Genomic DNA, 18,696 nt, shown 5'->3' with positions numbered 1-18,696 from the left:
AGTTCCGTTCGTTTCGGGCGTCGTCGAGCAACGGCCGGCGTGCCTAATCGCTTCTCGACTGCGCTCGCTGCGGCCGGAAGCCGGCTGTCACCGCGCCTTCGCCACCTCCACCGCGTAGATGGCGGGTTTGCCCTCGATATTGCTGCGATAGACCAGCCATTTGCCGTCGGGCGTGAAATGCTGGTTGGGTTCTAGCGTGTAATCATGCCTCGACAGGTCGGCGAGGCGTTCGGTTTCCAGAGTGCCGGTTGCGATCAGTCGATCCGCCTCGAGCGTGGTGCGGGCGCGGGGGCTGTCATCGGGACGGGGATGGAAGAGGCTGATATATTTGCCATCATTGCCGCCGTCGCCGGAAAAGCTGCGGCCATCGGGCGCGGAGCTGAAATGATAGCTCCCCTGATCCGGGCGGAGCGCATACCAGCGGCGTGCGCCGCTGACCACATCATGGCCGGCGAGCCAGCGCACCCCTTGCGGCTGGATCAGGTCGTACCAGATGGTGCGGCCGTCGGGCGCCCAATATTCGTGTCCGGCAATCTCGCCCTGGAAGCTGCGCTGGTGGACCCTGGTCTTCTGGCTACCGTCTGTGCGGATGGTCCAGATGCGGTCGACCTGTTGCCACGGTCCTTCATGGCAATACATGAGCAGCGAGGGGTCGGTCGGCGAGAACTGGACATGGTTGAGCCAGTCCTTCGATCGGGTGACGCTGCGCCGCACGCCGGTGCGGATGTCGATGGTGAAGATTTCCATCGGCACGCCCGCTGCGAGGCGGGCGTCCATCCATCGCGCCTTGGCTTCAGCGAAGGAGAGGGGGCGGCCGTCCGTCCCGGTGCCGCTATAGCCGGGCGATCCGGTCCTGGGATCGCGCTTGCCCTGCGCGGCGATGGCGGGCGGGGGTGGTGCCAGTTCATAATGGCCGGCGAGCAGGTTGTCGTCCGCATTGATCGCCTCGATCCGGCCACCGGGCAGATCGGCGATGCGACGGCGCTTGCCGGTGTCGAGATCGACCGACCAGACCACCGACGGGCCTTCATTGTCGGTGCCACCGGTCGGGTTGGTGGTATAATAGGCGACCGGCGCGCGGTTGCCGACGAAGAGCAGGCGGTCGACCTTCTCCCGGAGGAGCAGTCGGGTGGTCCAGTCGCTGGTGTCCGCGACGCGGATGCCCTCCGGCGTCAGATAGACCATGCGCCTTCCGTCGGGGGTGAAGGGATTATAGTTGAAATAGAGGGCGTAATTGCCGGGGCGGTCATCGATCCGGACGATGCGGTGGCCGGTTGTGGCATCGATCCAGCGCGGCGGCGCAGCATCGGGCGATTGCGCCGCCGCCAGCATCGGGAAGATCGCCGCCAGCCAGATGCCCTTGCCCCTCAATGTCCATCCTTTCCACTTTGTAGATCGCCATTCCATATATGGGGTCGATGTCATTTACCAGCTGCCTCTCCGCCTTTGCTCCGGTTGCGCGATCGGACGATGAGGAGGGTGAGTCGGCGCATATTCATTGCGATGAAGAAACGGAAACAGTGTATTACAACTGTAAAACATTAAAATAATATTTTATAAATTATGCGTTTCAAGAATTTAAGATTATGCGAAATATTATACCTTTGTCATATTCGCTCAGTTTTGGTAGCCCAACCTCGCATGGAGTGGCACCCATGCCATCGACCGCAAGCGGGCCGACTAGACGCCATTCATCGCGCCAGCCCTCACGCAACCGGCCGATCATCCTCAGGCAGGAGATCGATCATGAAACCGTTAACGCTTATGCTGATGTCACCCATATTGGCGATGGCGCCGATCCATGGGGTGGCAGGAGCCGAACCACATAGCGACATCAACGTCACCGCCCAGCAGCAGACGCTGGAAAAATGGACGCAGCGTACCGGGCATATGCTGTCCCGGAACCTGACCTATCCCGATATCGCGAGCGGCCCGCAGGAAGGGGTCGTCGCGGTGAAATTCGTGTGCAGCGACAAGGGGACGCCGGCGGGCGTCACGCTGCTCCGATCATCCGGGTCGCGCCAGCTCGACAATGCCGCGTTGAAGGGCGTCGCCAGGATCAGTTCGCTGCATCCCCTGCCGGCCGGCCTGGGCCCGAGCCAGAAATATGTCGCAACCGTCCTCTTCGCGAAGGATCAGGGCAGCTATTTCCGGCAGATCCGCAAGCTGGAGACGGCGGCGCAGGATAATAACCGGCTGTTCAACGGTCGCAACCAGACGCTGGCCCTCGGGATCGGGCTGCTTACCGAGGAGGAAGCCCTGAATTGACGATGGTGCATTCCCCTGGACATGGAAGGGGCGCCCGGTTGCCCGGACGCCCCTTCTGCCTGGGATGAGGATGCGGGATTTACGCCTTGTAGACCTTGTCCACGGCGGCGCGGAATTTGGCCATGTCGTCGGCCGAACCCACCGTCACGCGTGACACGGTGGGCCAGATGGCCCAACTGCGGCCGATCTGCACCTTTTCCGGTGCAGCGAGCAGGGCGGCCTGCATGTCCTTTGCGGGCTTCTTCCAGTCGACCATGAACATATTGGCCTGGCTGCCGGGCTGAACCTCGATGCCCTTCTTGGCGAGATAGGCGATGGTTTCGTCGCGGTTGGCGATCATTTCCTCGCGGCGCGCCTTGATGAGCGCGGCTTCCTTGTAAACCGCGTTGCCGCAATGCATCGCGGTGATGGCGAGACCGCCGGCCGCCGGGCCGAACAGCATGATGCGCTTCTGCACTTCGGGATCGGCGAAGGTGAGGCCGAGGCGCACGCCCGCCATGCCGAACAGCTTGGAGAAGGTCCGCATGACGATAATGTCCTTGCGGTTGCCGATCAGCGTGGCGGCGCTGGGCGCTTCAGAGAAGTGGATATAGGCTTCGTCGACCAGCAGCATCGCATCGGCCGGCTTGTTGTCCAGCAACCACTTGATGTCCGCCAGCGGGGTGATGGTGCCGGTCGGGTTGTTGGGCGTGCAGATATAATAGAGGCCCGCGTTCGGATTGGCGGCCAGCATGGCCTTCACGTCATGGCCCTTGCCGATCGCCTGGGGTGCCTTGGCGATGGGCGCCTTCATATAGTCGGCGGTGCGCCATGCGGACTCGAAGGTCGGGTCGGCGGTCACCAGCCCCTTGGTCGGCGAGCAATAGGCTGCGACGATGCTGACCAGCGGACCGCCCGAGCCGGGCCAGGGCATGACCTGCGCCTCGGGAATGCCCTCGACCGCGGCGACGGTCTTGATGAGGTCGCCCCGATAATTGTCGGGATCATACCAGTTGCCGAAAGAGGCCGCTTCGGCGGCGGCCTGCACGCCCGAGGGGAAGGGACCGGTCCAGCATTCGTTGGCGCCGATGCGTACCGCGCCCTTGATTCCGCGCCCGGCCTGCTGCTGTGCCAGCGCGGCGGCGGGGAGCAGCGTGCTGGCGGCGACGCCCGCGCCCACCAGCGCGGTGATTTCCGCAAGCTGGCGGCGGGAATAGCCGCGTTCGATCAGGTCGTCCCTGGCATCCTTGTTCAGCATCATGGTCATGTCGTCCGTCCCCTGTCCTGCGATGGCGTCAGTCATTGGGAGAAACGAAGCGGCGGCACATTTCCGCAATGCGCCGCCTGCTTTTTGGTAATTTTCCTTGGGAAAATCGCGCCGTCAAAAATGCGATCTTCCGCGCATTTTCAAAACAAGGCGATCAGGCCTTCCAGACCTTGTCCACCGCCGCGTTGAAGGCCTCCATTTCCTCCATCGAGCCGACCGAGACGCGCGAGACATTGGGCCAGATCGGCCAGCTGCGGCCGATCTGCACGTTGGCGGCGAGGATGGCTTCCAGCATCGGCTTGGCGGGCTTGCCCCAGTCGACCATGAACATATTGGCCTGGCTGCCGGGGATGACCTTGATCCCCTTCGCCTTGAGGTGGCTGACGGCCTTGTCGCGCGCGGCCACCATTTCGGCGCGGCGCGCCTTGATGAGATCGGCCTGCGCGACCGACACGGTGCCGCAGGCGACGGCGGTCATCGGCAGCATTGCCGTCACCTGACCGCCATCATAGCGCATCATCTTTTCCATCAGCGTCGGCGACGCGAAGGTGAGGCCAAGGCGCATCCCGGCCATGCCGAACAGCTTGGAAAAAGTGCGCAGGATCATCACGTCATCGCGCGTCGCCGCCAGCTTCGCGGCGTTGGGGCCGTCATACCAGTGGATATAGGCTTCATCGACCACCAGGATCGAATCCTTGGGCTTGTTGTTGGCCAGCCATTCGATGTCCGCCAGCGGGGTGATGGTCCCGGTCGGGTTGTTGGGCGAGCAGATATAATAGACGCCCGCATTGGGGTCGGCCGCCAGCATCGCCTTCACGTCATGGGCGTAATCCCTGGTCAGCGGCACTTTCGTCACCTTGGCGCCGATCCAGGCGCCGGTGCGCCAGATGGCTTCGTAGGTGGGGTCGGCAGTCACGATGCCGCGCGTGGGCGAGGCGTAGGCGACGGCGACGCGGCTGAGCGGATCGGACGAGCCGGGCCAGGCGACCACGCGGTCGGCGGGAATGCCCTCGGCCGCCGAAACGGCGTCGAACAGCTTCTGATGCTCATTGTCCGGTTCGTAGCGATTGCCCTCCGTCACCAGCTTGAACGCGGCTTCGGCGGCCACGGGGAAGGGGCCGGTCCAGCATTCGTTGGCACCGATGCGGACGGCGCCGGCGACGGGCTTGGCCGCCTGCTGGGCGGCGGCGCCGCCGACCCGGATGGTGGCGGTGGCTGCGCCGATCAGCGCGGCTGCCTTCGCCAGCTGGCGGCGCGAATAGCCGCGGTCGAGAAGATCCTGTTCAAATGCGGTATCGGGTTGCGTCGCCATGGTCCCTGTCTCCCTGCGAGCCTCTGCAAAAGACTCTTCACGCTGCTGGACGAATGTACAGAATGTTTCCGCCATGGAAATGCCCGGCAAAGGCCAAATGGCGGCAATTCCGCGCAACTTTTTTGCGCCCCGACCTTGGAAAGCGACCCTTGTATCTGATAGCGCAGCGATATGCCCAGCACCCCCGCCGCCGCCGCCCGCCAGATCCTCATCCGCCTGCAGGAAGTGATGGCGTCGCGCACCAGCGCGCAGGCGAAGCTGAACAAGGTGGTGGAGATCATCGGCCAGTCGCTGTCGAGCGAGGTCTGCTCCATCTATCTTGTGCGCGAGGGCGTACTGGAGCTGTTCGCGACGCGCGGCCTCAAGCAGGAGGCGGTCCATGTCACCCGCATGGCGATGGGCGAGGGTCTGGTCGGTCTGATCGCCACCAATGTCGAGACGCTGAACCTGGACGAGGCGGCGTCGCACCCCGACTATAGCTATCGCCCCGAAACGGGCGAGGAGCTGTTCCACAGCTTCGCGGGCGTACCGATCGTTCGCCGCGAGCGCGCCATCGGCGTCCTGTGCGTGCAGCATGTCGAGCCGCGTCGTTATGAAGAGGTCGAGATCGAGGCGTTGCAGACGGTCGCCATGGTGCTGTCGGAACTGATCGCCAATGCCGAACTGGCCGATGACGGCCCAGCCGATTCTCGCGTGGCGGAAACGGGAACCACCATGCTGCACGGGTTGCAACTGGTGATGGGCATGGCGCGCGGCCATGCGGTGTTCCACCAGCCGCGCGTCCATATCGAACATACCGTGGCGGAGGATACGGAGGCGGAGCGGGCGCGGGTCATTTCCGCCTTCACCAAGATGCGCGAGCAGATCGACCGCATGACCGGCGCGGCCGAGTTCGGCACTGAGGGCGAGCATCAGGAGGTGCTCGAAACCTACAAGATGTTCGCCTATGACGAGGGGTGGATCCGGCGGATCAACGAGGCGATCGACAGCGGTCTGACCGCCGAGGCGGCGATCGAACGCGTGCAGCAGCGCACGCGGATGCGGATGCGCCAGATCGACGATCCCCTGCTGAGCGACCGGATGCACGATCTGGAGGACATGGCGAACCGCCTGCTGCGGATCGTGTCGGGCCAGCTGGGCACGGCGGCGCAGATGGGCCTGCGGCAGGACGCCATTCTCATCGCGCGTAACCTGGGGCCGGCGGAGCTGCTGGAATATGACCGGCGGCGGCTGAAGGGCGTAATCCTGGAGGAAGGATCGTTGACGGCGCATGTCACCATCGTCGCGCGCGCCATGGGCGTGCCGGTTCTGGGGCGGGTGCGCGACGTGCGCCACCAGTTGAACGAGGGCGACCTCATCCTGATGGACGTGGCGGAAAATACGCTGCTGATCCGGCCCAGCGCCGACATGGACGAGGCGTTCGAGAACAAGCTGCACGTGACGCAGAAGCGCCGTGCCGAATTTGCCGCGATGCGCGACCTGCCCTCTGTCACGACCGATGGGCAGCGGGTGGAACTCATGGTCAATGCCGGGCTGCGCGAAGATGCGCAGGCGCTGGACCTGGTCGGGGCGGACGGCATCGGCCTGTTCCGCACCGAATTCCAGTTCCTGGTGTCGGCTACCCTGCCGCAGCGGGAAAAGCAGCAGCGGCTCTACAAGGATGTGCTGGATGCGGCGGGCGACCGCCCGGTCATCTTCCGTACCGTCGACATCGGCGGCGACAAGGCGCTGCCCTACATGACGCGCGACGGCGACGAGGAACTGGAGGACAACCCGGCGATGGGCTGGCGCGCGCTGCGGCTGGCGCTCGACCGGGACGGGCTGATGAAGGCCCAGGCCCGCGCGTTGCTGGAGGCGAGCGCGGGCAAGGTGTTGAACGTCATGTTCCCGATGGTGTCGGAGCCATGGGAATATGAGGAGGCGCGCGCGCTGGTCGAGCATCAGCGCGAATGGCTGCACGCGCAGAAGAAGAAGCTGCCGATCGCGGTCCGCTATGGCGCGATGCTGGAAGTGCCGGCGCTGGCCGAGGTGCTGGACATATTGCTGCCGCGCGTCGATTTCCTTTCGATCGGCACCAACGACCTGACACAGTTCCTGTTCGCCGCCGACCGCGCCCATCCCAAGCTGGCGGAGCGCTACGACTGGCTGAGCATCGCCATATTGCGCTTCCTCGATCGGGTCGTGCGGACCTGTGTGGAATATAAGGTGCCGGTGGGCGTGTGCGGCGAGATGGGCGGGCGGACGCTCGAAGCCATGGCGCTCGTCGGTCTCGGCATCCGCCGCCTGTCGATCACCCCCGCGTCGGTCGGGCCGGTCAAGGCGATGATCCGCGCGGTCGACGCCAGCGAGGTGCAGGCGCTGATGCGCGAGCTGCTGGACAGCGGCGCACGGGACATTCGCGAAAGGCTGACCGGATGGGCGGTCGAACGGGGCATCGAACTGAACTGAGGCGGCGGGAGCGGCGTTGACAACGCACGTCCCGCAATGAGACAAGGCCGACCATCACAGGTCGCGGAGCAGCATGGCAGAAGATCCAGAAGTCGAAACCGGCGCGGTGCAGGCGCAGGATGTGCAACCCGCGACCCCGGGCGCGAAGCTGCGCGCGGCGCGCGATGTGCAGGGTCTCTCGATCCAGGATGTGGCGACGCGCACCCGGATCGCGCAGCGTCAGCTGGAGGCGGTCGAGCGGGACGATTATGCGGCGCTGCCCGGCATTCCCTATGCCGTCGGATTCGCCCGCGCCTATGCCCGCGCGGTGGGCGTGGACGAAGTGATGATCGCGGCGGAGGTCCGCAACGCCGTGCATGGATCGGATCTGGGCGCCAATCGCTATGAGGCGTTCGAGCCGCTTGATCCGGCGCGCGTTCCTTCGCGTGCGCTGGCCTGGACGGCGGCGGCCATCGTCGTCCTGCTGATCGCCGGTTTCATGATCTGGCGCACCCAGATGTTCACTCCGCCGACCAGCGAGGAAATCGCCGCGCAGGAACAGGCCAAGCCCGTCGCCGCCCGTCCGGCGGGCGCGGCGCCGGCGGCGCCGGTGGCGCAGACCGTCGTCTTCACCGCCGTCGATGACGTGTGGCTGCGCATTTATGACGAGGCGGGCGAACGTCTGAAGGACGGGCTGATGAAAAAGGGTGAGAGCTTCACCCTGCCGGCCACTGCGCGCAACCCGATGATCCTGACAGGACGGCCGCAGGCATTGGGCGTCACGGTCGGCGGCAAGCCTGTGCCGCCGCTGGGTCAGGCGGACCGCACCATCGCCGACGTGCCGGTGAGCGCCGAGGCGCTGCTGGCGCGGGCCGCTGGCGCAGGGGCAGTGGCGGCCCAGCCCACCGCGACGCGCCCCGTCGGCGGCGCGCCGGTGCCGGCCCCGGCGCAGCCCGCGCCCGCCGTGCCGCAGCCGGGCGCCACTGCGGCCAACTGAGCCGGTCGTCGCCGGCCCACCGCCGGCCTGCCCGAATGTCGCGCTTTACGGCGCGGAATAACGGCTTATGGTTATTGCAAATTCATTGTCGGGGATCATCATGCGTCACGCCTTTTTCGCGACCTCAGCATTGCTAGGGGGCGCGCTGCTTTCGATCGCAGTGCCCGCGACCGCCCAGAGTGGCGCGGTGGAGGTGCGGGTCGATCGGCTGGAGAAGGAAATGCGGGCGGTCCAGCGCAAGGTCTTTCCCGCCGGTGCGCCGCTGGAGGCGGAAATCACCCGCCCGGCGACGCCCATGGTCACGCCGGGGACGCCGGCCAGCACGCCGATCGCCGACCTGACCGCCCGCGTGGGCGCGCTGGAATCGCAGCTTGCCGCGATCACGGGCCAGGTCGAGGAAAACAGCTTCAAGCTGCGCCAGCTGGAAGAGGCGTTCAACAAATATAAGGCCGAGACGGACAGTCGCCTGACGGCGCCGGAAGCGCCGCCCGCGATGCGTCCGACCGTGGCGGCGCCCGCACCGTCCGAGCCGGTCGCGGCAAGGCCCGCAACGCGGCCGGCGGCGGCACCCGCCGCCGCAAGCGAGGAGCGCAAGACCGCCGTTGCGGCGATCGAGCGGCCCAATAGCGGCGATGCGGCAGGCGATGCCTATAGCTATGGCTTCCGTCTCTGGGACGCGAAATTCTATCCCGAAGCGCAGGCGCAACTGAAGGCTACGGTGGACAAATATGGCGACACGTCGGTCGGCAGCCGCGCCGCCAACCTGCTGGGCCGCGCCTATCTGGATGACGGCAAGCCCGCGCTGGCCTCAGTTGCCTTTTACGAAAATTACCAGAAGCGTCCGCGCGGTGACCGTGCCGCCGACAGCCTGGCCTATCTGGGCGAGGCGCTGATCCAGCTCAAGAAGCCGGCCGACGCCTGCAAGGTCTATCAGGAACTGGAGCAGGTCTATGGGTCGAGCCTGTCGGCCAGCCAGCGCGGCATGATGGACAAGGGCCGCGTCAAGGCGAAGTGCAGCTGAACAGGCGCCACGGCCGGGCGGCGCTGGAAGCCCGGCTGATCGCGGCGGTCGAGGCGCTGGGCGTGGCCGATCCGGCGGCGCGATACGGCATCGCCGTATCCGGCGGGCCGGACAGCATGGCGCTGCTGTTTCTCGCCGCCTGCGCCTTTCCAGGGCGGGTCGCGGCGGTGACGCTGGACCATGGGCTGCGCGTGGACTCGGCGGCGGAGGCGGCGATGGTCGGGCGATGGTGTGCCGCCCAGGGCATCGATCACAGCATCCTGGCGCCTGATGCGCCCGTGGCCGGCAATGTGCAGGCCTGGGCGCGAGGGCAGCGTTACGCGCGCATCGAGGCGTGGCGCCAGGAGCGGGGCATCGACTGGGTCATGACCGCCCATCATGCCGACGACCAGTTGGAAACCATGGTCATGCGGCTGAATCGGGGATCGGGGGTCGGCGGGCTGGCGGGCGTGCGGGGACGGGCCGGACGCGTGATCCGGCCGCTGCTTGGCGTGCGCAAGGCGGCGTTGCAGGCGCTGGTGGAGGCGGAGAATGTCCCCCATGTCCATGACCCGTCCAATGCAGATCCGCGTTTCGACCGGGCGGTGATCCGGTCCGCGCTGGCGGGGGCGGACTGGTTGGACGCGGAGGCCGTAGCCCGCAGTGCCGCGGCGCTGGCGGAGGCGGAGGCGGCGCTCGAATGGTCGCTTGCTGATCTCGCCCGGTGCCATGTGCGTGCCGAGGGAGCGGGTTATCGGCTGGACCGGACCGACCTGCCGCGCGAATATCTGCGGCGACTGGTGCTGCTGATGCTGGAGCGGGCCGCGCCGGACGCGCCGCCGCCGCGCGGCGACGCGCTGGACCGGGCGATCGCGGCCGCGACAGGCGGGGGGCAGGCGAGTCTCGGGGCATGGCTGCTCAAGGGCGAGAACGGCTGGATGTTGACGCCCGCGCCGCCGCGTCGCTGATCGTTACGGAAAGGTTCCACGGCCGGGCGCGCGACTCTCACGGCTGACCGCTTTGTTGCAGTGCAATGATGTTTTCTTAACGCCCACCATGGTTAATCGGAGCCCTGTTCATGCGGGGATTTTCGGACGAATGATGGAATTTGCGGCTCTCACCTACGGTCTGCTGGCGAGTGTGATCCTTTCGGCAGCGCAACGGAACCACCGGTTGAGGCAGCCGCATCCGCCGCTGCTGCTCTACATGGGCTATCTGCTGTGCGGCCTGTCGGCCGGGGCGGCGATCGCCCTGGGCTATATTGCGACGTCCGCCATATTGGGCGGCTGACCCCCGCGCGCATCCGCTTGCGCTTTTGCGGGCGCTCCCTATCTTGGCGGGTGAAAGAGAGTGATGATGAACGACGATAAAGACCCGCAGGGCAACCCCTGGATCAAGAGCGCGATGATTTGGGCCGGCGTGATCGTCGCCCTGTTGCTGTTCGTGTCCATGTTCGACCGCCCGGTGGGCGCGGCCGGCAGCGAGATCGCCTATTCCGAATTCCGCGCCAAGGTGCAGGAAGGGCAGGTCAAGGACGTCGCTATCGCGGCGGATAAGATTTCCGGCACATTGTCGAGCGGTCAGAAGTTCACGACCCTGCCCGTCAGCGATCCGGGCCTGACCGGCCTGCTCGACGACTATAACGTCAAATATTCGGGCCAGGCCGAGCAGGGGCCGAGCTTCTGGCAGATCATCCTCTATCAATCGCTGCCGTTCCTGCTGATCCTGGGCATCGCCTTCTTCGTGCTGCGCCAGATGCAGAAGGGCGGCGGCGCGGGCGGCGCGATGGGCTTCGGCAAGTCGAAGGCCAAGCTGCTTACCGAGAAACATGGCAAGGTGACGTTCGACGACGTCGCCGGCATCGACGAGGCGCGCGAGGAATTGCAGGAAATCGTCGAGTTCCTGAAGGACCCGACCAAGTTTGCGCGGCTGGGCGGCAAGATTCCCAAGGGCGCGCTGCTGGTCGGTTCGCCCGGTACCGGCAAGACGCTGCTGGCCCGCGCGATCGCGGGGGAGGCGGGCGTTCCCTTCTTCACTATTTCGGGTTCGGATTTCGTCGAGATGTTCGTGGGCGTCGGCGCCAGCCGTGTCCGCGACATGTTCGAGCAGGCGAAGAAGAACGCGCCCTGCATCGTTTTCATCGACGAAATCGACGCGGTTGGCCGTCATCGCGGCGCTGGCCTGGGCAACGGCAATGACGAGCGCGAGCAGACGCTGAACCAGCTACTGGTCGAAATGGATGGCTTCGAGGCGAATGAGGGCATCATCATCGTCGCGGCGACCAACCGCCCCGACGTGCTGGATCCCGCGCTGCTGCGTCCGGGCCGCTTCGACCGCCAGGTGGTGGTGCCGCGCCCCGACATCGAGGGCCGCGAGAAGATCCTGGCCGTCCACATGAAGAAGGTGCCGCTGGCGCCGGACGTCAATCCGCGCACCATCGCGCGCGGTACGCCCGGCTTCTCGGGTGCCGACCTCGCCAACCTGGTCAACGAAGCCGCGCTGATGGCCGCCCGCCGCGGCAAGCGTCTGGTCGCCATGGACGAGTTCGAGGCGGCCAAGGACAAGGTGATGATGGGCAGCGAGCGTCGCTCCATGGTCATGACCGACGATGAGAAGAAGATGACCGCCTATCATGAGGCGGGCCATGCCATCGTCGCGGTCCATGAACCGGCGTCCGACCCGATCCACAAGGCTACGATCATCCCGCGTGGTCGCGCGCTGGGCATGGTAATGCGCCTGCCGGAACGGGACAGCTACAGCTATCACCGCGACAAGATGCACGCGAACATGGCCGTCGCCATGGGCGGGCGCGTCGCCGAGGAGATCATTTTCGGCTATGACAAGGTGTCGAGCGGCGCTTCGGGCGACATCCAGTATGCCACCAAGCTGGCGCGCGACATGGTCACGCAATGGGGCATGTCCGACAAGCTGGGTCCGCTGCAATATGAGGAGCAGCAGGGTGAGACGTTCCTGGGCTATTCGCAGAGCCAGCGCGTCCATATGTCGGACGAAACGGCGAAGCTGATCGACAAGGAAATTCGCGGCCTGGTGGAGCAGGGCTATGCCCGTGCGCAGGAAGTGCTGAAGGGTCATGAGGATCAGCTGCACCTGCTGGCCAATGCGATGCTGGAATATGAGACGCTGTCGGGCGAGGAGATCAAGACGCTGCTCGACAAGGGCGAGATCACCCGTGATGACGGCACGACGATCAAGCCTTCGGTGATCCCGGCGGCGGGTTCCTCCATCCCCCGCACGCGCAAGCGCAAGGGGCCGTTCGGCGATCCTTCCCCCGCCGGGGCGTAAGGAGCGCAAGAGTTGAGCGAAGAAGGGCGTGGCCGATGGCTGCGCCCTTCTTTCGTCGGGGCGAAATCGAGTTCGCGATCCAGCGCAAGAAAATCCCGCTTGGGGTCTGGCCGTTCCGACACGAAGTGGTTACATGGGCCGCCACAAATCCCCCAGCGGCCCGGTTTCCCTCAGTTCGGCCCGCGTAGCAGAAAGTGGCTTTTTCCATGGATATCCGCCTCGGCCTCACCTTTGACGACGTGCTGTTGCAGCCCGCCGAATCCGATGTGCTGCCCAGCCAGGCGGACACGTCCACCCATGTGACCAAGGCGATCAAGCTGAATATCCCGATCTTGTCGTCGGCGATGGACACGGTGACGGAGGCCGACATGGCGATCGTCATGGCGCAGCTGGGCGGGATCGGCGTGCTGCATCGCAACCTGACGGTTGAGGAACAGGCGGATGCGGTACGCGCGGTCAAGCGGTTCGAGAGCGGCATGGTGGTGAACCCCATCACCATTTTGCCGAGCGCCACGCTGGCCGACGCGCAGATGCTGATGCAGCGCCACAAGATCAGCGGCATCCCGGTGGTGGAGGCGAACGGCAAGCTGGTCGGCATCCTGACCCATCGCGACACCCGCTTCGCCGAAAATCCGTCCCAGCCGGTCAGCGAGCTGATGACCAAGGATAACCTCGCCACGGTCAAGGTCGGCGTCGATCAGGAAGAGGCGCAGCGGCTGCTGCACCAGCGCCGAATCGAAAAGCTGCTGGTGGTGGACGATGCCTATCACTGCGTCGGCCTGATCACCGTCAAGGATATCGAGAAGGCCGTCACCTATCCGCAGGCGACCAAGGATGTTTCCGGCCGGCTGCGCGTCGCCGCCGCCTCCACCGTGGGCGAAAAGGGGCTGGAGCGCAGCAAGGCGCTGATCGACGCAGAATGCGACCTGATCGTCATCGACACCGCCCATGGCCACAGCAGGCAGGTGGCGGTCGCGGTCGAAGCGGTCAAGAAACTGTCCAACCATGTTCAGGTGGTCGCCGGCAATGTCGCCACCGCCGAGGCGACCAAGGCGCTGATCGACGCGGGCGCGGACTGCGTGAAGGTCGGCATCGGTCCCGGCTCCATCTGCACCACCCGCGTCGTCGCGGGCGTTGGCGTGCCGCAGCTCACCGCCGTCATGGATTCCGCCAATGAAGCCGCGAAGCATGGCGTGCCGGTGATCGCCGATGGCGGCCTGCGCACGTCGGGCGACGTGGCGAAGGCGCTGGCGGCGGGCGCAGGCTGCGTCATGGTCGGATCGTTGCTGGCGGGAACGGCCGAAGCGCCGGGCGAAACCTTCCTCTACCAGGGGCGCGCCTACAAGAGCTATCGTGGCATGGGCAGCGTCGGAGCGATGGCGCGCGGTTCGGCCGACCGCTATTTCCAGGCCGACATCAAGGACCAGATGAAGCTGGTGCCCGAAGGGATCGAAGGCCAGGTGCCGTTCAAGGGGCCGGCCAAGGATGTCATCCACCAGCTGGTGGGTGGCGTGAAGGCGGCGATGGGTTATACCGGCAGCCGCACGATCAAGGATCTCCAGGAGCGCGCCCGCTTCGTCCAGATCACCAATGCCGGCCTGTCCGAAAGCCATGTGCATGACGTGACGATCACGCGGGAAGCGCCCAACTATCCGACGCGGTAAAGCGCTTCTCCATTCCCTTCCCTTCCAGGGAGGGGGGAAGGTATAGATGACCCCATCCGCCCGCATCCAGGCCGCGATCGACCTGCTCGACGCCATCATCGCGTCGGCGCGCGATGGCGGTCCGGCGGCCGACACGCTGATCGCCCGCTATTTCAAGGAACGGCGCTATGCCGGCTCGCGCGACCGGCGGGCGGTGCGGGACCATGTCTATGATGCCATCCGCCGGGTCGCGGAACGGCCGGAGACGGGGCGCGAAGCGATGATCGGGCTGGCGCAGGAGCGGCCGCAGATCGCCGCGCTGTTCGATGGCTCCGCCCATGCGCCGCTGCCGATCGAGCCGGGCGAGGTCGGCGTGTCGGCGGGTGCGGTGCCTGGCTGGCTCCGACCGCTGCTGGCCGCGCCCGTGGAGCAGGACGCGCTGCTGGGCCGCGCCCCGGTCGACCTGCGCGTCAATCGGTTGAAGGCGGCGCCGGCCGATGCCGCGCCCATGCTGCCCGAAGCCGCGCCGATTGCGGGCCTGGCTGATGGGCTGCGCCTGCCGGAAGGCTGGCCGGTCGAGCAGAGTGCGGCGTGGAAGGACGGTCTGGTCGAGGTGCAGGACGCCGGTAGCCAGTGGATCGCGGCGGCCTGTGGCGCGCGGCCGGGTATGACGGTCGTCGACATGTGCGCGGGGGCGGGCGGCAAGACGCTGGCGCTCGCCGCCGCGATGGAGGGGCAGGGGCGGTTGCTGGCTGCTGACACCATCCGTTCGCGCCTCGCCCGGCTGGAGCCGCGTGCCGAGCGAGCGGGTGCGACCTTCATCGAGACGCTGCTGCTGGATCAGAGTCATGAGGCGCGCGGTCTGGAAACGCTGCAAGGCCGGGCGGATGTCGTGCTGGTCGATGCGCCCTGTTCGGGCACCGGCACCTGGCGGCGCAATCCCGAAGCGCGCTGGCGCCTGACGCCTGCGCGCCTGGACCGGCTGGTCGCCGAGCAGGCTCGGATTCTCGATTTTGCCGCGCCCTTGCTCGCGCCGGGGGGCGTGCTAGTCTATGCCACCTGTGCGCTGACCGACCGGGAAGGGCGCGATCAGGTGAACGCCTTCCTCAGCCGCCATGCCGGTTGGGAGGCGGAACCGATAGACCTGCCGGTCGGGCGGCGCCATGGTGCGGGGCTGCTGCTGACGCCCGGACATGACGGCAGCGACGGCTTCTATTTCGCGCGGCTCAAGCGGGGGGCTTGAAAACAGAGCATGGACAAGGCCGCGCAAAATCGCGACACTTGGTCGGAATCAGCGCCTGAAACATGGCTGGAGATCATAATGCGTTTCACCCCTGCCTCGATTGCCCTTGCTGCCGTCCTGACCACCGTTTCCAGCATGGGGTTGAGCCAGAAGCCGGATAGCCAGATCAGTCCGCAGTCGATCGAATGGCAGAAGGCGGGTGAGGCGGCGCGCAAGGCGGGCAATCTCCAGGGTGCTACCGACGCGCTGGAAAGCGCGCTGGCGGTCGATCCCCGCAACCGGACGGCCTATGTCGAACTGGCCGAAGTCGCCCGGGCGCAAGGGCTTCAGGGCAAGGCGATCCGCCTCTACAAGGAAGCGCTGCTGCTCGATCCGACCGACGTCACGGCGCTCGCCGGGCAGGGCGAGGCTATGATGGAAAAGGGTGCGGTCGCGCGGGCGAAGGAAGTGCTGGCGCAGGCGCAGAAGCTGTGCAAGGCCGATTGCGCTCCGGTCGGCAAGCTGGCCGCCGCGATCCAGAAGGGGCCGCCGGCGGTCGCGCTGACCAGCAAGGACGCAGTGCCCACGCCGCAGGCGAAGGCGACCGAGCAGCCCTGATCCGGGCTTTTGTCTGGAACTGGAGGATCTGCTTCGATCCGTCCGCTTCGAGCATTCGGCTTTCCGGGTCTCGGTTTGGCCCGGTTTCTCGACAAGCGCGAAGCGAACGGCTGTAGGTTGAGACTATCCGGTTTCAGCTGGCCCTAAACCGTCACAATTTCCGGCAGGATGGCGTCGAGCAACAGCATCCCCGCCGCCGAGACCTGGAGCCGGGCATCCCGGCGGTGGAGCAGGCCGATGTCGATCAGCTGGTCGATCGTGCGTTCGTCCACCAGATGCGGAACGCTGATGCCGGACAGGGCGGAGATGCGGTCCAGATCCACGCCTTCGGTCAGGCGCAGGCCCATCAGCAGCGCTTCGCGCGCGCGATCCTCGCCCGTCAGCGGCTGCTCGCTCTGGGTGCCATGGCGATTGCGGGTCACGGCGCTCATCCAGTTTTCGGGCTTCTTGTGGCGCAGAGTGGCCTTGCCCGTGCGGCGGCCATGGGCACCGGGGCCGATGCCGATATAATCGCCATAGCGCCAGTAGGTGAGGTTGTGGCGGCTCTCCTGACCCGCGCGGGCGTGGTTGCTGATCTCATAGGCGGGGATGCCCGCTTTGCCCGTCATCGCCTGGGTGAGTTCGTAGAGGGTCGCGCCATGATCGGGATCGGCGGGGGTGAGCTTGCCCTGCGCAACCAGCGTGGCGAAGCGGGTGCCCGGCTCGATCGTCAGCTGGTAGAGCGAGAGATGATCGGTGCCGAAGGCGAGAGCGCGGGCGAGTTCGGCCTGCCAGTCGGCCTCGCTCTGGCCCGGGCGGGCGTAGATGAGGTCGAAGCTGATCCGGTCGAACACCTGTTGCGCCGTGTCGAGCGCCGCCAGTCCTTCGTCCACGTCATGGGCGCGGCCGAGGAAATGCAGGGCCTCATTGTCGAGCGCCTGGAGGCCGAGCGACACGCGGTTGACGCCAGCGGCGGCAAGGTCGGCGAAGCGGGCGGCCTCGACCGAATTGGGGTTGGCCTCCAGCGTGATTTCCACGCCTGGCGCAAGGCCCCAGTGGCCGTCGGCTGCCGCGATCAGGTCCGCGACCAGCGCGGGCGGCATCAGAGAGGGCGTGCCGCCGCCGAAGAAGATGGAAGAGAGCGGCCGTCCGGCAGTCAGCGTCGCCTCATGCGCCATGTCCGCCAGCAGCGCGGCGCGCCAGGCATCTGTGTCGATCCGGTCACGCACATGGCTGTTAAAATCGCAGTAGGGACATTTGGATACACAAAAGGGCCAATGCACATATAAGGCGAGAGGAGCGGCAGAAGCCGACGGGTTGCGGGGATCATTGATCGACATGGACGGGGCGGGCCTTAGACGCATTTGTCGCGCGGTGCTACGGGCGGGTGTTGCGGCGCTGATGATGACGGCGGGAGCTGCGGTCGCGCAATCACGCACGGCGGCCTATTATGGCATGGAGGAGGCGGAGCGCGACGACGGTTTGCTGCGCGACGTCATGCTCGACATGCATAATGAGGAGCGCGATTCGCTGGGACTGGCGCCGCTGGAATGGGACGATGCGCTGGCGGCGGATGCGCGCGCCTATGCCCGGACGATGGCGCGGACCGGGGTCTTCGCCCATTCGAACCGGGCAAGCCGGTCGGTTCCCAGCGGCGAGAATCTGTGGATGGGGACGCGTGGCCTTTATGACTATGAGGTGATGGTCGGCGGCTTCCTGGACGAAAAGCGGCTGTTCCGCCGCGGCGGCCGGCTGCCGAACATCAGCACCACAGGCCGCTGGCAGGATGTCGCCCATTATACCCAGATCATCTGGCGGACGACCCGCAAGCTGGGCTGCGCGCTGGGCGAAGGGGCCGGTAACGACTATCTGGTCTGCCGCTATTTCCCTGCAGGCAACGCCTTCGGCCAGGGGCCGCTGGATGCCGATTCGGGGCCAAGGGTGCTGGCCAGCGGAGGGCGGTAGGACGCAGCGCTTTAGAAAACCGCTTTCACCAGCTGCGCGAATGCGTCGGCGCGGTGGCTCATGGCGTGCTTCTTGTCCGGGTCCATCTCGCCGAAACTGATGTCGTGGCCGTGGGGCATGAACATCGGGTCGTAGCCGAAGCCCCTGTCACCGCGCGGCGGCCAGACCAGCGTGCCGTCGACCCGTCCCTCGAACGCCTCGACATGGCCGTCGGGCCAGGCGAGGGCGAGGGCGCAGATGAAATGGGCGTCATGGCCCGCATCCGGCCCCTTCGCCTGGATACCGTCCCACACCAGCCGCATGGCCAGGCCGAAATCCTTGTCCGGGCCAGCCCAGCGGGCGGAAAAGAGGCCGGGATCGCCGCCCAGCGCCTCGACGCACAAACCGCTGTCGTCGGCGAGCGCGGGCAGGCCGCTGAGATCGGCGGCCTGCATCGCCTTCAGCTCGGCGTTCGCGATGAAGGTGGTGCCGGTTTCGTCCGGTTCGGGCAGGTCGAGCGACGCGGCGGAAATCGGCTCTATGCCGTAGGGACCGAGCAGCGCGGCGATTTCCCGCACCTTGCCGGGATTGTGACTGGCGATCACCAGCTTGCCGGGCGCCAGCTTGCGGATCGCCTGTTCCTGTCCGAATTCGTCGCTCATCGCCTTGCCCTTGCCTTCTTTTTCGCGTCATTCCGGCCTTCAGCCGGAACCCCGCGTCTTCTTCGACCCAGTCAA

General features: G+C 66.2%; 16 protein-coding genes. 11 read left to right on the top strand and 5 right to left on the bottom strand.

The window, feature by feature from the left end:
- Positions 1 to 87: 87 nt before the first annotated feature.
- Positions 88 to 1,371: an oligogalacturonate lyase family protein gene (locus A7Q26_RS12905; protein ID WP_232313790.1), complete on the bottom strand. Its 1,284-nt coding sequence runs from the start codon at positions 1,369 to 1,371 to the stop codon at positions 88 to 90.
- 375 nt (positions 1,372 to 1,746) lie between these two features.
- On the opposite strand from A7Q26_RS12905, the gene A7Q26_RS12900 reads away from it, so the two are divergent.
- Positions 1,747 to 2,268, top strand: a complete 522-nt coding sequence (locus A7Q26_RS12900) for an energy transducer TonB family protein (RefSeq protein WP_066860102.1) — start codon at positions 1,747 to 1,749, stop codon at positions 2,266 to 2,268.
- 79 nt (positions 2,269 to 2,347) lie between these two features.
- Here A7Q26_RS12900 and A7Q26_RS12895 read toward each other — a convergent pair whose 3' ends face one another.
- The gene (locus A7Q26_RS12895) at positions 2,348 to 3,514 is read right to left on the bottom strand and encodes a pyridoxal phosphate-dependent aminotransferase (RefSeq protein WP_066860543.1); all 1,167 of its coding nucleotides are present in this window, start codon (positions 3,512 to 3,514) and stop codon (positions 2,348 to 2,350) included.
- 154 nt (positions 3,515 to 3,668) lie between these two features.
- Positions 3,669 to 4,826, bottom strand: coding sequence for a pyridoxal phosphate-dependent aminotransferase (locus tag A7Q26_RS12890; protein WP_066860097.1), 1,158 nt, complete (start codon positions 4,824 to 4,826; stop codon positions 3,669 to 3,671).
- A 171-nt stretch (positions 4,827 to 4,997) separates the two neighbouring features.
- Between A7Q26_RS12890 and ptsP the strand changes: the two genes are divergently transcribed.
- The 9 genes from ptsP (at position 4,998) to A7Q26_RS12845 (ending at position 16,036) form a co-directional block, all read left to right on the top strand.
- Positions 4,998 to 7,274 (top strand): phosphoenolpyruvate--protein phosphotransferase, encoded by a 2,277-nt coding sequence (ptsP, locus tag A7Q26_RS12885; RefSeq protein ID WP_066860094.1) that lies wholly within the window; start codon positions 4,998 to 5,000, stop codon positions 7,272 to 7,274.
- A gap of 73 nt (positions 7,275 to 7,347) precedes the next feature.
- On the top strand, positions 7,348 to 8,250 hold the full coding sequence (locus A7Q26_RS12880; protein ID WP_066860091.1) for a helix-turn-helix domain-containing protein: 903 nt from the start codon (positions 7,348 to 7,350) through the stop codon (positions 8,248 to 8,250).
- A gap of 100 nt (positions 8,251 to 8,350) precedes the next feature.
- Complete coding sequence (locus tag A7Q26_RS12875) at positions 8,351 to 9,271, top strand: tetratricopeptide repeat protein (protein WP_066860088.1); 921 nt, start codon at positions 8,351 to 8,353, stop codon at positions 9,269 to 9,271.
- On the top strand, positions 9,268 to 10,218 hold the full coding sequence (gene tilS / locus A7Q26_RS12870; RefSeq protein WP_066860541.1) for a tRNA lysidine(34) synthetase TilS: 951 nt from the start codon (positions 9,268 to 9,270) through the stop codon (positions 10,216 to 10,218). Before A7Q26_RS12875 ends, tilS begins: the two co-directional genes overlap by 4 nt.
- A gap of 130 nt (positions 10,219 to 10,348) precedes the next feature.
- Positions 10,349 to 10,540 (top strand): hypothetical protein, encoded by a 192-nt coding sequence (locus A7Q26_RS12865; RefSeq protein ID WP_066860085.1) that lies wholly within the window; start codon positions 10,349 to 10,351, stop codon positions 10,538 to 10,540.
- Positions 10,541 to 10,606: 66 nt separating this feature from the next.
- The gene (gene ftsH / locus A7Q26_RS12860) at positions 10,607 to 12,553 is read left to right on the top strand and encodes an ATP-dependent zinc metalloprotease FtsH (RefSeq protein WP_066860538.1); all 1,947 of its coding nucleotides are present in this window, start codon (positions 10,607 to 10,609) and stop codon (positions 12,551 to 12,553) included.
- Between the two features lie 206 nt (positions 12,554 to 12,759).
- A complete protein-coding gene (gene guaB, locus A7Q26_RS12855) occupies positions 12,760 to 14,217 on the top strand; it encodes an IMP dehydrogenase (protein WP_066860082.1) in 1,458 nt (485 codons plus the stop codon).
- Positions 14,218 to 14,263: 46 nt separating this feature from the next.
- Positions 14,264 to 15,439: an RsmB/NOP family class I SAM-dependent RNA methyltransferase gene (locus tag A7Q26_RS12850; protein WP_066860078.1), complete on the top strand. Its 1,176-nt coding sequence runs from the start codon at positions 14,264 to 14,266 to the stop codon at positions 15,437 to 15,439.
- A 78-nt stretch (positions 15,440 to 15,517) separates the two neighbouring features.
- On the top strand, positions 15,518 to 16,036 hold the full coding sequence (locus A7Q26_RS12845; RefSeq protein WP_066860535.1) for a tetratricopeptide repeat protein: 519 nt from the start codon (positions 15,518 to 15,520) through the stop codon (positions 16,034 to 16,036).
- A 143-nt stretch (positions 16,037 to 16,179) separates the two neighbouring features.
- Here the strand turns inward: A7Q26_RS12845 and hemW are convergent, their stop codons facing one another.
- On the bottom strand, positions 16,180 to 17,355 hold the full coding sequence (gene hemW, locus A7Q26_RS12840) for a radical SAM family heme chaperone HemW (RefSeq protein WP_084439111.1): 1,176 nt from the start codon (positions 17,353 to 17,355) through the stop codon (positions 16,180 to 16,182).
- Positions 17,356 to 17,416: 61 nt separating this feature from the next.
- Between hemW and A7Q26_RS12835 the strand changes: the two genes are divergently transcribed.
- Positions 17,417 to 17,980 (top strand): CAP domain-containing protein, encoded by a 564-nt coding sequence (locus A7Q26_RS12835; RefSeq protein WP_232313788.1) that lies wholly within the window; start codon positions 17,417 to 17,419, stop codon positions 17,978 to 17,980.
- Between the two features lie 11 nt (positions 17,981 to 17,991).
- On the opposite strand, the gene rdgB is transcribed toward A7Q26_RS12835, so the two are convergent.
- Entirely contained in the window at positions 17,992 to 18,621 is a 630-nt protein-coding gene (gene rdgB, locus A7Q26_RS12830; protein ID WP_066860073.1) for an RdgB/HAM1 family non-canonical purine NTP pyrophosphatase, read from the bottom strand.
- Between the last annotated feature and the right edge of the window lie 75 nt (positions 18,622 to 18,696).

The sequence above is a fragment of the Sphingobium sp. TCM1 genome (genome assembly GCF_001650725.1).
Classification (GTDB): Bacteria; Pseudomonadota; Alphaproteobacteria; order Sphingomonadales; family Sphingomonadaceae; genus Sphingobium.
Note: the sequence above shows the minus strand (reverse complement) of the source record. Positions and strands in the feature narration are given on the sequence as shown.

Excerpts from the sequence above, each read along its gene's own strand:
- A7Q26_RS12900 (WP_066860102.1), top strand. The coding sequence starts at position 1,747 with ATGAAACCGTTAACGCTTATGCTGATGTCACCCATATTGGCGATGGCG.
- A7Q26_RS12895 (WP_066860543.1), bottom strand. The coding sequence starts at position 3,514 with ATGACCATGATGCTGAACAAGGATGCCAGGGACGACCTGATCGAACGC.
- A7Q26_RS12890 (WP_066860097.1), bottom strand. The coding sequence starts at position 4,826 with ATGGCGACGCAACCCGATACCGCATTTGAACAGGATCTTCTCGACCGC.
- ptsP (WP_066860094.1), top strand. The coding sequence starts at position 4,998 with ATGCCCAGCACCCCCGCCGCCGCCGCCCGCCAGATCCTCATCCGCCTG.
- A7Q26_RS12880 (WP_066860091.1), top strand. The coding sequence starts at position 7,348 with ATGGCAGAAGATCCAGAAGTCGAAACCGGCGCGGTGCAGGCGCAGGAT.
- A7Q26_RS12875 (WP_066860088.1), top strand. The coding sequence starts at position 8,351 with ATGCGTCACGCCTTTTTCGCGACCTCAGCATTGCTAGGGGGCGCGCTG.
- A7Q26_RS12865 (WP_066860085.1), top strand. The coding sequence starts at position 10,349 with ATGATGGAATTTGCGGCTCTCACCTACGGTCTGCTGGCGAGTGTGATC.
- ftsH (WP_066860538.1), top strand. The coding sequence starts at position 10,607 with ATGAACGACGATAAAGACCCGCAGGGCAACCCCTGGATCAAGAGCGCG.
- guaB (WP_066860082.1), top strand. The coding sequence starts at position 12,760 with ATGGATATCCGCCTCGGCCTCACCTTTGACGACGTGCTGTTGCAGCCC.
- A7Q26_RS12850 (WP_066860078.1), top strand. The coding sequence starts at position 14,264 with ATGACCCCATCCGCCCGCATCCAGGCCGCGATCGACCTGCTCGACGCC.
- A7Q26_RS12845 (WP_066860535.1), top strand. The coding sequence starts at position 15,518 with ATGCGTTTCACCCCTGCCTCGATTGCCCTTGCTGCCGTCCTGACCACC.
- hemW (WP_084439111.1), bottom strand. The coding sequence starts at position 17,355 with ATGTCGATCAATGATCCCCGCAACCCGTCGGCTTCTGCCGCTCCTCTC.
- A7Q26_RS12835 (WP_232313788.1), top strand. The coding sequence starts at position 17,417 with ATGATGACGGCGGGAGCTGCGGTCGCGCAATCACGCACGGCGGCCTAT.
- rdgB (WP_066860073.1), bottom strand. The coding sequence starts at position 18,621 with ATGAGCGACGAATTCGGACAGGAACAGGCGATCCGCAAGCTGGCGCCC.